Raw genomic sequence first — 14,499 nt, forward strand, 5'->3', positions numbered from 1 at the left:
TTAAGCCTCCACTACTTCGAATTCGCCGCGCCCTGCAGCGGTTGAAGCGCGGCGCCTGCCTTCAATTTCTTTTACGGTTTCGGCCGAAATGTAATAGCCCTCGTTATTCCCAAAGCTACGCGCGATGACGGTAGCGGCGATAGCAATCAGCGCCACGGCAGCCAACCACGTGATGTGCCAAACGCCGGCAAATCCCATTACGAGACTGAAGACCCCAATAAACAAACCGGCACTCGTATTCGACGGCATGTGAATGTCCTGATAAGCCGTCTCGACGCCAAGACCCGCTCCAGATTCCTTCATATGCGCATATGCATCGAGCTCGCCGGCCGTGGGAATGACCGCAAAGTTATAGACCGGGGGTGGCGACGACGTGGCCCACTCGAGCGTGCGGCCGTCCCACGGATCACCCGTCACGTCGCGATACTCCGGCTTGCGGCGGTTGACCACGCTAACCCAAACCTGCGCGACCTGGAACACGACGCCGATCGCGATCAACGCCACGCCGCAGGCGGCAGCGATGAGCCACGGATGCCACGCCGGATTGTCATAGTGATTCAGGCGGCGCGTCATACCCATGAAGCCGAGCACATAGAGCGGCATGAATGCAGCGTAGAACCCCACGAACCAGAACCAGAACGCGCACTTTCCGAGTTTTTCGTTCAGCTTGAAACCGAAGGCCTTCGGAAACCAGTAGTGGAATCCCGCCAGATAGCCGAACACCACACCGCCGATGATCGCGTTGTGAAAGTGGGCGATTAGGAAGAGACTGTTATGCAGCACGAAATCCGCGCCCGGAATCGCCATCATGACACCGGTCATACCGCCGATCGTGAAGGTGATCATGAAGCCGATCGTCCACAACACCGGCGCGGTAAATTCGAGGCGCCCGCGATAAATCGTAAAGAGCCAGTTGAAGATCTTCACGCCGGTTGGAATGGCGATGACCATAGTCATAATGCCGAAGAACGCATTGACGTCCGCGCCCGACCCCATCGTGAAGAAGTGGTGCAGCCAGACCAGGAATGCGAGCACCATGATTGCGCACGTCGCGTACACCATGGTCCGGTAGCCGAACAGCGGCTTCTTGGAGAACGTTGCAATGACTTCCGAATAGATGCCGAATGCGGGCAAGACCAGAATGTAGACCTCCGGGTGACCCCATGCCCAGATCAGATTCAGGTACAACATGGCGTTGCCGCCGGCTTCGTTGGTAAAGAAGTGCATACCCATGTAGCGATCGAGTCCGAGCAGCGCCAGCGCCACCGTCAGGATCGGGAACGTGGCCATGATCAGCACGTTCGAACACAATGCGGTCCACGTAAACACCGGCATTTTCATCAAGGTCATGCCGGGCGCCCGCATGCGCACGATAGTCACGAAGAAATTGATGGCCGTGATCAGCGTGCCGACGCCGGACAGTTGCAGACTCCATATGTAGTAGTCCACGCCCACGCCTGGACTGAATTGCAGTTCGGACAGCGGCGGATATGCGAGCCAGCCGACCTGCGCGAACTCGCCGATCACGAGCGACAGATTGATGAGGATCGCACTTGTCGCCGTCATCCAGAAACTCAGCGAATTGAGGAACGGGAATGCGACGTCGCGTGCCCCGATCTGCAACGGCACCACCAGGTTGAATAGCCCGACCATGAGCGCCATTGCCATGAAGAAAATCATGATGACGCCATGCGCGGTAAAGATCTGGTCGTAGTGATGCGGCGGAAGATAGCCGGGCGAATCATAGGCCAACGCGAGCTGCAGGCGCATCATGACCGCGTCGACGAAGCCTCGCACGAGCATCAGCACCGCGACGACGATGTACATGACGCCGATTTTCTTGTGGTCGACGCTGGTGAGCCACTCCTGCCACAGCCATTTCCACTTGCCGAGGCGTGTCAGTGTGGCCACCACCGCGAGCACCATGACCGCCATGAGTGCGCCCGCCCCCATGATGATGGGCTGATCTAACGGGATCGCCGAGAGTGTCAGTTTTCCAAACATGTGCTACCCCTTAGTACTGCATTTGCTGTTCTGCAAATCGATGACATTGCCGTTGTTGTACTTTGCAATGATGTTGTGGAACAGCTTCGGATCGACCGACGAGAAATAATCGACCGGCTGCTTCTCGCTCGGCTGCGCAACCAAGCTGTATTTGTCCATATCGAGCCTCTGTGGCGAGGTTTTTACTTTCTCGACCCATGCATTGAACTGATCAGGCGTGACGGCGAGCGCCCGGAACTTCATGTCCGAGAAGCCTTTCCCGCTATAGTTGGCCGATATGCCCGCGTAGTCGCCCGCATGATCGGCAATCAGATGCAATTGCGTCTGCATACCCGCCATCGCGTAGATCTGGCTTCCCAGCTGCGGAATGAAAAACGAATTCATGACGGAATCCGACGTGATCTTGAAACTGACGGGCGTGCCAACCGGAAAGGCGAGCTGGTTGACCGAGGCTATGCCTAGATCCGGATAGATGAAGAGCCACTTCCAATCCAGCGCCACGACTTCGACCTTGATCGGTTTGACGGCCGATTCAATTGGACGGTACGGATCGAGTTCGTGCGTCGTGTTCCAGGTCAGGATGCCGAGGAACAGAATGATGAGCGTGGGCACCGTCCAGACCACGGTTTCAATGGCTGTGGAATGCGCCCATTTGGGCGCGTATGCCGCCTTGCGATTGCTCGCGCGGTAACGCCATGAAAACACCAGGATCATGACGATGACAGGCACGACGACGAGCAGCATCGCCATGGTTGCCGTTCCGATCAGTGACTTTTCGGCCACGCCCACGCTGCCCTTCGGATTGAGCACATCAAGATTGCCGCACCCGGAAAGAGAAGAGACAAGTCCTGCCCCCAAGGGTATCAATACCCGTTCAAAGGTCTTCTTATTCACCATATTTAACTGATCTTCCTTGAGCCGACCTGAGACACTACTGAATATTCCCGCCATAAAGACCGAACCGCCGCTTCAGGCTCCAACGGATTTTACGAGCCTCTCCGTGTGCAAAGTCTGACCTTCGACAAGCAAACTTGATAAGTTGCGACGTCGAGACTGCGCCGCGCTTCGCCTTCACAGTTTCCCAATGAATTCCGTGCCTGCGCGGGGCATAGTTGACATGGGCGGCATCGTTGTGCGAACGGGCAACACTGCGTGCCGCACATTTGAGTTCTTCTGATTTCCCGCAAGGCATCTTCTTGCGGGCCTGCTTTACCGTACGCGCTCGCAACATCTCGCGTGGGCGCTGTGTGAAATCAATATCTGAAATTACGGATGAAGAATGGATGCGTGTTGCGGCCTTGCTGGCGGAATTGCCTGCGAGCAAAAAAGGAAAAAAACCACAACGGCTCGACAGGCGTGGCGCGTTCAATGGCGTGCTTTGGGTCTTGCGGACTGGCTCCCCGTGGAATGCCATGCCAACTCGCTTCCCGTTCCATGACACATGCCGTCTGTGCTTCTGGGCGTGGGCCGATTCAGGGGTATTGGAACGTGCCGTGGATACGCTGGCCATCCCGGCCGCCCACGAGTTGCGCGCACTGATCGGCCAGCGCATAGCCGCCCGACGTCGTCACGAGCGGGACCGGTTCAACCGTCTGCATAGCTGCGATGGGAAATTGGTCTGGTATCTCCGGTGCTTGATGGAAGCAGGCGGAGTGGGCCGGGATCGTGTAAGCGGGGACTAGAGTTGCCGGGCATTAACCGGGTGCTCGTGCCGGCGAGGCTTGATTTGCGGATGGGGTGGCAGGCGAAGACCGGACCTGATAAGTTCTCTGTGGCGGCCAGAATGATCGCCCCGCGATTGGTGGCGTACACAATCGTTCAGCCGCCCAGCTTCAAACAAGGAAGGTTTGAGCGCCTCCGAGAGTTACCCACAGAAATTGTTCCTAAGCCTGTGGATAACCACCCCACAACCGCCCCAACTCCTTGAAGCAGAACCCTTCCTGACCACTGCGCGCGAAACGCGGCGCCGACGCGCAAAAAGCGCAGAGCGCAACCACCAAAGCGGTTGCGCTCATCAAATCCAAACCTCAAACCGATTTCGCCGCCGACCTTCCCCCCACCCGCATAAACGCACTCCGCTCGACCAGCGCCCCAAAAAGCAGCCCGATCGTCGCCCACATAATCGCCTGCATACCCAGCGCCGCGACGCGAAACTTCCACAGCAGCACCGCCGGGAAAGCCTCCGGCACCTCGTTGATAGTCGGCATCGACAACTGCACCGCGGCGATGATCACGATGAACACCACCGCCCCCACAATCGACCCATTCCACGCGCCAAGCTTGATAGCCGCACGGCGCCGCACCTTGAGCGAAAACACCATCGCCGCCAGCGAGATCGCAATCATCAGGAAGAACAAACCAGTCCGCGTCCCGATCGTCTCAGGATCGCCGACCGAAGGCGGGTTCGCCGGATACTTCAGATTCGGCACGATCGCCAGCGCAATGAACGCGCCGAGCGCAAGCCACGCGGACAACGCGCGCGGACTCAATGCGCCCACGCGCCCATAGGCGTACGCGAACACCAGCGAGAACAATCCGCCGAATGCCGCGCCGTAAGTCACCACGCCAGTCAACAAGCCGATACCCCGCTGCGTATCACGGCTCACGATCTCAGGTTCAGCAGCCTCGCCTTTCGCGGCGTCGGCTTTTTCTTCGAATGAAATCGCCTGATTGACCTGCGGCTCGCCCACCACCCGGGCAAAGCCGAACGTGAGGAGTCCCGCGGCGATGCCTGCAAGCATGCCGCGTACCAACAATTTACCAACCATGGTCGACTCCGTCAGTGGCAGGGAAAGCCGAGCAGATGGCGGCCGTCGTGCACGAACTCATGCACGTACATGCCCGGCACCAGCGAAGTGGCACCCTGTTCCGCACCCACGAAGTAAAGCGCGAGCAACAGCAGCAAACCGCCGAACACGACCCAAGGCAGCAACTCGCGCAGCGGAATCGGGGTGGGTTGAGCAACGGGTTGACTGGCTGAATCGAAAACAGCTTCGTTCATGATGGACATCTCCTGGGGTAACGCGCCCCGATAGTCATTGCATAGGATAGGTGCGAAGCTCAGGTCTGGCTTTCGGCTTGTGCTGCCGATTACAGTGGCGCGACCGCGCCGGGCTCTCACCGGCTTCCGCGCTTCGCAGTCCCGCTATTCTACGCGCTAAACTTCGGCACCCGGCAACGCAAAACGTACGCTTGAGCCGCACCCGCGTCTGGCTTCGGCGCGTGGCTTCACAGGACATGAACGGAATGGACACACGGCTGTTACTGGTCAGTCACGCATCGACCGCCGCCCAGCGGGCAGGCCGTTTTCCCGTCGATGACCCGCTCGACACCCGCGGTCTCGCCGAAGCCCACGCCGCCCGCACGCGTTTCGCGATCGCGGACAACGCGGCCGCTTTCGTCAGCCCGGCCATCTGCGCGCGCGATACGGCAGCGGCCTTGGGCCTCATCGCATCGGTCGACGCCGGTCTGGCGGACCTGAACTACGGCATATGGCAGGGACGGCGGCTCGCCGAACTCGCTGCCGAAGCGCCGCAAGACCTCGCCGCATGGACACTCGATCCCGACGCCGCGCCGCATGGCGGCGAGTCGTTCAGTCAACTGGTGAAGCGGGTAGGAGAATGGCTTGATGCGCTCAACGGCGCGACGGATCGTGCATCGAACCGTCCGCGCAACGTGATCGCCGTCACCCACGCGCCGGTGCTCCGGGCAGCGATCGTGTATGTGCTCGGCGCGTCGCCCGTTGTGTTTCCGCACATTGAAATCGCGCCGCTTTCGATGATCGAGTTGCGGTGCTCATCGCGCGGCTGGACGTGGTGGCCAGCGTCACGCTAGCCGCTTCGCACGGCGACTTGCTTTACTTGCCTGATACCACCAGACGCAGCTTGTTCGAAGCGGTCGGCGTCACGGTGATGTCGGTGCGCTTGCCCTTCGCGCCCAGATAAAAGTGCTGACGTCCCGGCGAATTCTGATCATGCGTCGCGTCCGGCAGACACGATGCGACGTCCGCCGCGACAGCTTGCAGCGCGTCGGCGTTCGAACCGGCGTCGTGATGCGGCGTCCACGTGCATTGATATGCAGCGCCGCTCGCCGAACATTGCGCATCGTCGCCGTAGGGTTGCGCGACGCCTTTGCCGTCGTCCGGCGTCAACGAGGCGAGGCCGCCAGGTGCGGCCGCCACTATCCGTTTCAGCGATGTACACGGGCTAGGCGCGTCATCGGCATTTGCGCTGCATGGTAGCAACGCGCCAAGCGACGCAGCGGCAAAGGCGGTGGCAAGCAATCGGGTTCGGTTCATGGCGGCGCGGTCCTTGAAGTCACTCACAGGTAGCATTAGCGCGGCAGCACACTTCGTGCCCGTGCACTCCGATTGCCTCAAGACGGTGCCTTGGTGGCGCACCTTATAGGCCGGTCCCGAACAAAGCCGCTAGCCCCTGCGCCGACGCGAAAATCCCCTTCGCATCGTGCCCGACACCATCGATCACAAACGTCCGATGCTTCGCCAATCCTTCCGGATGCCGCAACGCCATATAGCGCGCAAATGCCAGTCCGCGCCCGAGCCGGTGATCCCCTTGCGTTTGCGCGGCGCATGAACGGTCGAGCGCCGGATGCTGCGGATCGCAATCCGCGCCGCCGAGCAGCACGGTGACGTCACGCTGCGCATAGCGCGCTTCGAGCGCCGCAGCGGACGCAGCGTCACCCGAGCCGCTTGCGTAAGCGGGCAAATCCTCGAGCCCATACTTCCAGCGATTGAACGACGGACACATCGCCTGATCGAACGCCGCGAATTCGCCGGATGCCGCTGGCCGCATCGCATCGAAGTACACGTACGACGAAGGATTCGCGACCACATAGCGCAGCGCAATACCGCGCGCCGCGAGCGACGCGTCGTCGCGCGCCACCACTGCATAGCGCTGCACGACCTGCGCGCCGCCGGAGTGTCCCGCGATCACCACCTCGGCAAGCGACGCGAACTGCTCGCCCGAAGCAAGCGTATGCAGAATGGCGTCGAGCACATCAAACGAACTGATCGGCGCCGGACCTTCGGCGTTCTCGCCGCCCATCCAGCTGGTCCAGTCCCAATGCAGCGTGGACGACGGCACCTCATGCGCCTCGACATCCGCGGTCGCGAGAAACTGCGGCACGATCAGCAGCGTATCGGCCGCGCTGCCGCCGGCGAGCGCGCAAGAACGCTGCGCGAGTTCGAAATACGTGTCGCCGTTGCGCAGGCGGCCATGAATCAGAATCACGGCGCGTTGGACTTCGCGCGTCGGCGCTAGCCAGTCATCGTTCGAAAATACGGGCACGGTTCCGCTTCCGGCTTGCGTCGTGACGCGCAGATGCCGGCTTGCGACGACCGCGACCGGATGCTCATTCGGCGCGCGTTCGTCATCTGTCATGAAAGGCTGGGTCATGCAATGAGCTCGTGGTTGATCAATGAGTGGCGGGCCTCGCCGCCGCGCCGCCCGAGATGCGTCCGGCGCGCGTGAAGTACACCATCGCGAGCGACACGAAGCCGGCAAAGATCAGATAGAACGCGGGCGTGAGACTGCTGCCGGTCACGCGTGTCAAGCCGGTGATGGTGAGCGGCGCCATGCCGCCGAACAGCGTCACCGCGATGTTGTACGAGAGCGCCACGCCCGCCGAACGGCTGCGTACCGGGAACAAGGTCGCGAGCATGCCGGGATGCGCGCCAGACATCGCGGCGAGGAACACCGTCGCGACCATCTGCGCGATGAACAGATGCCCCGGCGTCGGATTCGTCACCACGAAGTGATAGACCGGATACACGCAGACCATCCAGGCGATCACGATCGGATAGAACAATCGGTACGCGCCATAACGATCGGCGAGCTTGCCCGACAACGGAAACAGAAACAGATTGAGCACGCCGGACACGAACGCGCCGAGCAAGGCGGTGGAAAGCGGCAGATGCAATTGCCGTTCGACATACACCGACAGATACGAGTGCCACACATAATTGGTTGCGGCCCCGACGATGATCACGCCCATCGCGCAGATCGCCGCGTTGCCGTTGTCGCGGAAGAACTGGCGGATCGTGACGCGCGGCGGCTTGTCCTTGTGATCGAGCAGCCGCTCGAACTCCGGCGACTCGGCCACGCGATGCCGGATGTAGAAGCCAAACGGCCCCGCCAACGCGCCGAACAGAAACGGCAGACGCCAGCCCCATGCCACCAGTTGCTCATGCGTGAGCTGCGTGGTCAGCAGATAGCCGACCCCGGACGACAACAGCAACGCGAAGGCCTGCGCCGACATGTTGAAGCTGCCGTAAAACATCTTCTTGTGCGGCGGCGCATACTCGACCAGCATCGCCGACGCCGTCGCGAACTGTCCGCCCACTGAGAGCCCTTGCAACAGACGGGCGAGCACCACCAGCAGCGGTGCCGCGATGCCGATGCGCGCATAACCCGGCGTGAGGCCCATCAGCAGCGTGCTGGCCGCCATCGAAATGATCAGCAGCGAAAGCGCTTTGCGGCGCCCCGCGCGGTCCGCGTAGATGCCGAGCAGAATGCCGCCGATTGGCCGCACGACGAAACCGACGGCGAATGTGGCGAGCGTCAGCATGATCGACACGAATCCGCTGCCGCCGGGAAAGAACACTTGCGCGATGATCTTCGCGAAGTAGCCATAGATCAGAAAGTCGAACCACTCGAGCCCGTTGCCGAGGATGGAGGCGAAGATCGCGCGCCGCACCATCGACGGACTCAAGGCGTTCGATTCATCGGCTCCGGACCCGCTATCGCCACGCTGATTGAAGGTCGTTTCGCTCATTGCTCGCATCCCCGAGTGTCGAACATCGCCGCCAGCGCGCACACCGACGTCAGCATGCGCGCACCGTTGTGCCCCACGCCCGGCACGATATGAAAGCTCTGCTTCAGGCCCTCCGGATGACGCGACCGGATATACCTGAAGTACGCCTCGGCGCGCGCGACGCGCTGCGGCCCCTGCGCCTCGGCGGCGCAGGTTCTGTCGAGCGCGCTCTGCTGCGGATCGTCATCCGCGCCGCCGACGAGGTAGTCGATCCGGCGCGCCGCATAGGTCGCTTCGAGCTGCGCGGGCGTGCGGTCGTCGAGATAGGGCGGCCGGTTGTCCATGCCGTATTTCCATTGATTGAAGTCGGGACATTGCGCGGCATCGAACGGCGCGGCGATGCCTTGCGCGTTGGGCCGTTGCGCGTCGAAGTATGCATACGTGGACGGACTCGCCACCACGTAACGCACGTCGATACCTTCGCCGGTCAGCGCGGCGATGTTGCGCGCCGCGACGGCGTAGCGCTGCACCACTTGCGCGCCGCCCGAATGCCCGGCAAACACCACGTGCCGCAGATTAGGAAAGAGCTTGCGATCCGCAAGGCGCGCGACGATCGCGTCCAGCACCTCGTACGAACTGATCGGCAGCGGCGCACGCGCCGCTTCGCCGCCCATCCAGGCGTCGCCGGTCCAGCGCAGCAGATCGGCCGGTTCGTCATGCACGCGCGTGTCGAGCGTCGCGAGGAATTGCGGCGCGATCAACAGCGTGGCGTCCGGGTCCGCATGCGCGGCATCGCGAGCATTCTGCGCGGTGCGAAAGTACACGTCGGCGTTGCGCAACTTGCCGTGAATCACGATCACCGCGCGCGTCACTTGCGGCTGCACGACGTTCCAGTCCTTCGACAGATACAGCGGAAATTCAGCGCGCCCTTGCGGCGTGTCGAGCGTGAAGCGCGTATCCGAGATCGTCGCCACCGGCTTCAGATGCGGCTCGTAAGCATGGACCGCGAACGCGGGTTGCGCGAGCGTCATCAGCAGTGCCGCGGCTGTCGACGCGCACAGCACCCCGAGACGCCGTGAAAGATTGAAAGTCATGCAGCTTGCTCCTGATCACCGTGCACCGTCTTGAACGCGGCGCATCGTCAAATCCGTCGTTGAGAAACCCGAATATTCAGAACCGGTGGCGAATGCCGAGCGTTACGCCGGTCTGGTTCGGACCGAACGCGGTGTCGCTCGTCAAGCCGACGGGCGTGTACCGATCGTTGGCGTAGTGCGTGGACGCGGCATACGCGACGGTTGCGCACACATCGGTGACCGATGCTTGCGCACGCGCACCCGCGCAACTCATCATGGCCAGGGCGGTCACTGCACACTGTTTTTCCACTGACGTCTCCATTGATCTTCTTGTATGTCGCTGTCATGTCGATGCGATGGACGAGATCGTAGGATCGGCAGTGGCAAATGTAAAATACCTGTTTCACGCACAATCCATATCTAATGAATATGGCAAACGGCCGGCCTTCGAACGCTGTCCAAGGAGACAAAACACCATGGAACTTCGGCATCTGCGTTACTTTCTGGCGGTCGCCGAAGAAGGCCAATTCACGCGCGCGGCAGAACGGCTGGCCATGCAACAGCCGCCGCTCTCGCAACAGATTCGAACGCTGGAAGAAGAGATCGGCTTCGAACTCTTCGTGCGCATGCCGCGTGGCGTCACCTTGACGCCGGCCGGGCAGGCCTTTGCGGAAGACGCGCAACACCTGCTGCAGAGTCTGCAGCAGTCGGTCGAAAAGGCAAGCCGGATTGCGCGCGGCGAGCTCGGCACGATTTCAATCGGGCTGACGAGCTCCGCGGCGTTCCACCCGTTCACGACCGAGGCGATCCGCGCGTTTCGCGCGGTGTGCCCCGAAGTCGCCGTGGAGCTTGCCGAACTCAACGCGGCGGAGATCATCGAGCGTCTCGCCGCCGGCCAGATTCAGGCGGCGTTTCTACGCAAGCCGGTCGACGCGCGCGAAGGCGTCGCGTTCGAGTTGCTGCTCGACGAGCCGATGGTCGTGGTGCTGCCGGTCGGTCATCCGTTACTCAAGGGCAAAAAGCGGCCGCAAGTGTCGCTGAAAGCGCTGGCGCAGGAAAACTTCATTCTGGTGCGCAGGCCAGGCGCACCGGGCATGTATGCCGACATCCTCGCCGCGTGCCGGCAAGCCGGCTTCGTGCCGCGGATTGCCCGTGAAGTGCCGCGCATGGTGTCGGGCATCAACCTCGTTGCAGCGGGCCTGGGTGTGACGCTGGTGCCCGCTTCCATGCAGCGTTACGACCAGGTGGGCACCGTGTATTGCACGCTCGCGAACCCCTCGAAACTCAGCGCGCCGCTGCACCTCGCCTATCCCACGGCCTTGCACAATAGCGCGGCCATCCGCTTCATTCAACTGGTGAAGGAGCGCGCCGGCGGCTGACCTCCGCGTCGATGGGCACACAAATTGCGTTCTCGCCGTACCGGCTGAACCACCACCAGCCACTTCATCGACACGAAACGCTACGCCATGTCAAATAGACACGCCGCCACCGAGCCGGGCCGCCTTTCTTCAGGCATCGACGGAATCGACGACATCCTGGGAGGCGGTCTCACACCGCACCGCATGTACCTTGTAGAAGGTGCGCCCGGTACAGGTAAAACCACCCTGGCCTTGCAATTCTTACTCAAGGGTGCCGAGGAAGGACAGGGAGGCTTGTACATCACGCTGTCCGAAACCCGCTCCGAATTGATCGCGGTAGCCGACAGCCATGGCTGGGACATCAGCAGGTTCACGATTCTCGAGTTGCTTTCCGACGAAGGCCTCGACCCGCAGTACGAGCAGACCGTGCTCCACCCTGCCGAGGTCGAACTCGGCGAGACGGTGCGCAATGTGATCCAGCAGGTCGACGAACTCAAACCCTCACGCATCGTGCTCGACAGCCTCTCCGAGTTGCGTCTGCTGTCGCAGAACCCGCTGCGTTACCGGCGGCAGATTCTCGCGCTCAAGCGCTATTTCGCCACCCGTGAATGCACGGTGCTGCTCCTCGACGACAATACGTCCGCCCCTGGCGACGTGCAGTTGCACAGCATCGCGCACGGCGTGATCAGCCTCGACAATCTCGTGCACGACTACGGCGGCAACCGGCGGCGCACGCGCATCGCCAAGATGCGCGGCATCAAATTCCGCGAGGGTTATCACGACTTCACGCTCGACACCGGTGGCATCCACGTGTATCCGCGCCTCGTCGCGGCCGAACACCACGCGAAGTTCGATACCGCAGTGGTCAGTACCGGCACGCCGGAACTCGACGCGTTGCTCGGCGGCGGCCTGATTCCCGGCACCAATGCGCTGATGATCGGCCCATCGGGCGTCGGCAAGACCACTACGGTGGTGTCGTGCCTGGTCGCGGCGCTCGAGCGCGGCGAGCGCTGCGTCTACTACGTGTTCGACGAGACGCTCACCACGCTGATGATCCGCTGCTCGACGCTCGGCATGCATCTGGCGCCGCACGTCGAGAGCGGCCTGCTGACGCTGCGCCAGATCGATCCGGCAGAAATCTCGCCCGGCGAATTCGCCAGCGACGTGCGCCAGTCGGTCGAGAAGAGAGACGTCAAGTACGTCGCGATCGACAGCCTGAACGCTTATCTGCAGGCGATGCCCGGTGAGCGCTATCTGCTGCTGCAAATGCATGAACTGCTTGGCTACCTGAACCAGCAAGGCATCGTCACGATGCTCGTGCTGGGACAGCACGGCATCATCGGCGAGGTGCAGAACGATATCGACATCAGCTATCTGAGCGACGTGGTCGTGCTGTTCCGCTATTTCGAACACCACGGCGAAGTGCTCACCGCCGTGACGGCCGTGAAAAGCCGCGCCAATTCCCACGAGCGCTCGATCCGCCAGTTCCGGCTCGGCAGCAAAGGCGTGGAAGTGGGCGAGGCGCTGCGCGACTTCGAGGGTGTGCTCTCCGGACTGCCGGCGTATCGCGGCAGCACCGCGCTGCTCGGTGCGACGAACCGCGTCATCGATACGTCCGGGCAGTAGGTCATGGAGCAACGCGTCCTTATCCTGGCGCCGTTTGGCCGCGACGCCGATGTGATTGCCGAAGTGCTGCATAAAGATAAGCGCGTCTGCGTGGCTTGCCGGGATGCCGACGCGCTCACCGCGGCACTGGACGCCGGTGCAGGCAGCGCACTGATCGCCGAGGAAGCACTCGCCGGCAACAACGCGGTCCGGTTGTTCACCTGGCTCGAACAACAGCCGGCGTGGTCCGACTTTCCGTTCATTCTGCTCGCCGCTTCACGCCTCGGACATCGCTCCGAGCGCGGACTGGAAGTGCTCGAACGGCTCGGCAACGTGGTCGTGCTCGAACGTCCGTTGAATTCGGAAACGCTGCGGCGCGCGGTGGCGTCGTCGCTGCGGGCGCGCGCACGGCAGTATGAGTCACGCCGCCATCTGGCCGAGCGGATCGAAGCACAAGAGGCGCTGGTGCAGTTGAACGATTCGCTGGAAAGCCGCATCGCCGAACGCACGCACGAACTCGCCTCCGCCAACAACCGGCTGATGATGGAAATTCACGAGCGCGCCAAAGTACAGGCCGTGCTGGTCCAGTCGCAGAAGATGGAAGCGCTCGGGCAACTCACCGGTGGTATCGCGCACGACTTCAACAATCTGCTGAACGTCATCATGGTCAACGCGGAGCTGATCGCGCGCGTGAGTAGCGACGAGCGCATGCGCGGCATGGCCGCCACCGTCAAACGCGCGACCGAACGCGGCGCGAAACTGACGGGACAGTTGCTCACTTTCTCGCGCAACAGCAACCTCGATCTGAAAGCGGTGGACGTGGTGGCGTTGCTGCAAGGCATGCGCGACATCATCACGGTGTCGCTCGGTTCGAGCATCCGTTATACCAACGAGTTCGACGGCGAAGAGATGTGGACCCAGGCCGACGCCAACCAGCTCGAACTGGCCGTTCTCAATCTCGCCATCAACGCGCGCGATGCCATGCCGGGCGGCGGCCAGCTCGGCATTCGCGTGAAGGAGCGCGAGGCGCCCGATCAGACGCTCGCGGACGGCCGCTACGTGGTGGTCGAAGTCGCCGATACCGGCTCGGGCGTGCCGCCGGATGTGGTGCCGCGCGTGTTCGATCCGTTCTTCACCACCAAGCCGATCGGCAAGGGAACGGGGCTCGGCTTGAGCCAGGTCTACGGGATTGCGAGGCAGGCCGGCGGCACCGCGCGTTTGTTCAGCGAGGAAGGCGTGGGCACCACCGTGGAGATCTGGCTGCCGTTGCGCGAGCGCGTGGCGCCGCAGACCGAAGCGGCGTTCGATGCCGAAGCGAACGTGGTCGGCGAAAAGCGGGTCCTGGTGGTCGAAGACGACAGCGAGGTGCGCGCCATGCTGGTCGAGTCGCTGAGGATGCTCGGCTACACCGTGACCGAAGCCGCCGATGGACGCGCGGGCCTGAACCGTTTGCAGATCGACAATCCGGACCTGCTGATGGTGGACTTCGCGATGCCCGGCATGAACGGTATCGACGTGATCGCCGAGGCGCGCAAGATGCGCGAGGACTTGCCGGTGATCCTCGCAACGGGATACGCGGACGTGGACATTTCCGGGCTGGCGGTGAAGCGCTGCACGATTTTGCGCAAGCCGTTTCAGCTCGATGATCTGGCGCGCACGGTAAGGCTCGGGCTCGCGGCTTGAGCGAC

The 14,499-nt window shown here is 62.1% G+C and carries 15 protein-coding genes and 1 riboswitch; of the genes, 5 read left to right on the plus strand and 10 right to left on the minus strand.

The annotated features are described in order from the left end of the window. From cyoB to RI103_RS31360, 3 genes are read right to left on the minus strand one after another with little or no spacing between them, the layout of a single operon-like run. Positions 1–2,004 carry a cytochrome o ubiquinol oxidase subunit I gene (gene cyoB / locus RI103_RS31350; protein ID WP_310816563.1) on the minus strand — a complete coding sequence of 668 codons (2,004 nt, stop codon included), beginning with the start codon at positions 2,002–2,004 and terminating at the stop codon, positions 1–3. Between the two features lie 3 nt (positions 2,005–2,007). Further along, positions 2,008–2,901 (minus strand): ubiquinol oxidase subunit II, encoded by an 894-nt coding sequence (gene cyoA / locus RI103_RS31355; RefSeq protein ID WP_310816565.1) that lies wholly within the window; start codon positions 2,899–2,901, stop codon positions 2,008–2,010. A 34-nt stretch (positions 2,902–2,935) separates the two neighbouring features. Continuing rightward, positions 2,936–3,418, minus strand: a complete 483-nt coding sequence (locus RI103_RS31360) for a hypothetical protein (protein WP_310816567.1) — start codon at positions 3,416–3,418, stop codon at positions 2,936–2,938. Between RI103_RS31360 and RI103_RS39755 the strand changes: the two genes are divergently transcribed. Further along, positions 3,315–3,686, plus strand: a complete 372-nt coding sequence (locus tag RI103_RS39755) for a transposase (protein WP_409077039.1) — start codon at positions 3,315–3,317, stop codon at positions 3,684–3,686. The genes RI103_RS31360 and RI103_RS39755 overlap by 104 nt on opposite strands. A 345-nt stretch (positions 3,687–4,031) precedes the next feature. On the opposite strand, the gene RI103_RS31370 is transcribed toward RI103_RS39755, so the two are convergent. Beyond that, positions 4,032–4,772, minus strand: a complete 741-nt coding sequence (locus RI103_RS31370) for a CbtA family protein (protein WP_310816570.1) — start codon at positions 4,770–4,772, stop codon at positions 4,032–4,034. Positions 4,773–4,783: 11 nt separating this feature from the next. Continuing rightward, positions 4,784–5,005: a CbtB-domain containing protein gene (locus RI103_RS31375; protein ID WP_310816571.1), complete on the minus strand. Its 222-nt coding sequence runs from the start codon at positions 5,003–5,005 to the stop codon at positions 4,784–4,786. A gap of 38 nt (positions 5,006–5,043) precedes the next feature. Beyond that, positions 5,044–5,186: riboswitch (cobalamin riboswitch) on the minus strand. A 64-nt stretch (positions 5,187–5,250) separates the two neighbouring features. Here RI103_RS31375 and RI103_RS31380 point away from each other — a divergent pair. Next, the gene (locus RI103_RS31380; protein ID WP_310816573.1) at positions 5,251–5,838 is read left to right on the plus strand and encodes a histidine phosphatase family protein; all 588 of its coding nucleotides are present in this window, start codon (positions 5,251–5,253) and stop codon (positions 5,836–5,838) included. 22 nt (positions 5,839–5,860) lie between these two features. Here RI103_RS31380 and RI103_RS31385 read toward each other — a convergent pair whose 3' ends face one another. The 5 genes from RI103_RS31385 to RI103_RS31405 form a co-directional block, all read right to left on the minus strand. After that, positions 5,861–6,301, minus strand: a complete 441-nt coding sequence (locus tag RI103_RS31385) for a hypothetical protein (protein WP_310816575.1) — start codon at positions 6,299–6,301, stop codon at positions 5,861–5,863. 103 nt (positions 6,302–6,404) lie between these two features. Continuing rightward, positions 6,405–7,418: an alpha/beta fold hydrolase gene (locus RI103_RS31390; RefSeq protein ID WP_310816577.1), complete on the minus strand. Its 1,014-nt coding sequence runs from the start codon at positions 7,416–7,418 to the stop codon at positions 6,405–6,407. A gap of 19 nt (positions 7,419–7,437) precedes the next feature. Next, complete coding sequence (locus RI103_RS31395; RefSeq protein ID WP_409077009.1) at positions 7,438–8,796, minus strand: MFS transporter; 1,359 nt, start codon at positions 8,794–8,796, stop codon at positions 7,438–7,440. Next, the gene (locus RI103_RS31400; protein WP_310816578.1) at positions 8,793–9,869 is read right to left on the minus strand and encodes an alpha/beta hydrolase; all 1,077 of its coding nucleotides are present in this window, start codon (positions 9,867–9,869) and stop codon (positions 8,793–8,795) included. Before RI103_RS31400 ends, RI103_RS31395 begins: the two co-directional genes overlap by 4 nt. 76 nt (positions 9,870–9,945) lie before the next feature. Then, positions 9,946–10,158: a hypothetical protein gene (locus RI103_RS31405; protein WP_310816579.1), complete on the minus strand. Its 213-nt coding sequence runs from the start codon at positions 10,156–10,158 to the stop codon at positions 9,946–9,948. Positions 10,159–10,324: 166 nt separating this feature from the next. Between RI103_RS31405 and RI103_RS31410 the strand changes: the two genes are divergently transcribed. The 3 genes from RI103_RS31410 to RI103_RS31420 all read left to right on the plus strand — a co-directional run bounded on the left by RI103_RS31410 (position 10,325) and on the right by RI103_RS31420 (position 14,494). After that, on the plus strand, positions 10,325–11,227 hold the full coding sequence (locus RI103_RS31410; protein WP_310816581.1) for a LysR family transcriptional regulator: 903 nt from the start codon (positions 10,325–10,327) through the stop codon (positions 11,225–11,227). Between the two features lie 87 nt (positions 11,228–11,314). Next, positions 11,315–12,832: an ATPase domain-containing protein gene (locus tag RI103_RS31415; RefSeq protein WP_310816583.1), complete on the plus strand. Its 1,518-nt coding sequence runs from the start codon at positions 11,315–11,317 to the stop codon at positions 12,830–12,832. 3 nt (positions 12,833–12,835) lie between these two features. Beyond that, a complete protein-coding gene (locus RI103_RS31420; protein ID WP_310816585.1) occupies positions 12,836–14,494 on the plus strand; it encodes an ATP-binding protein in 1,659 nt (552 codons plus the stop codon). Positions 14,495–14,499: the final 5 nt, after the last annotated feature.

Source organism: Paraburkholderia sp. FT54 (assembly GCF_031585635.1).
Lineage (GTDB): Bacteria > Pseudomonadota > Gammaproteobacteria > Burkholderiales > Burkholderiaceae > Paraburkholderia.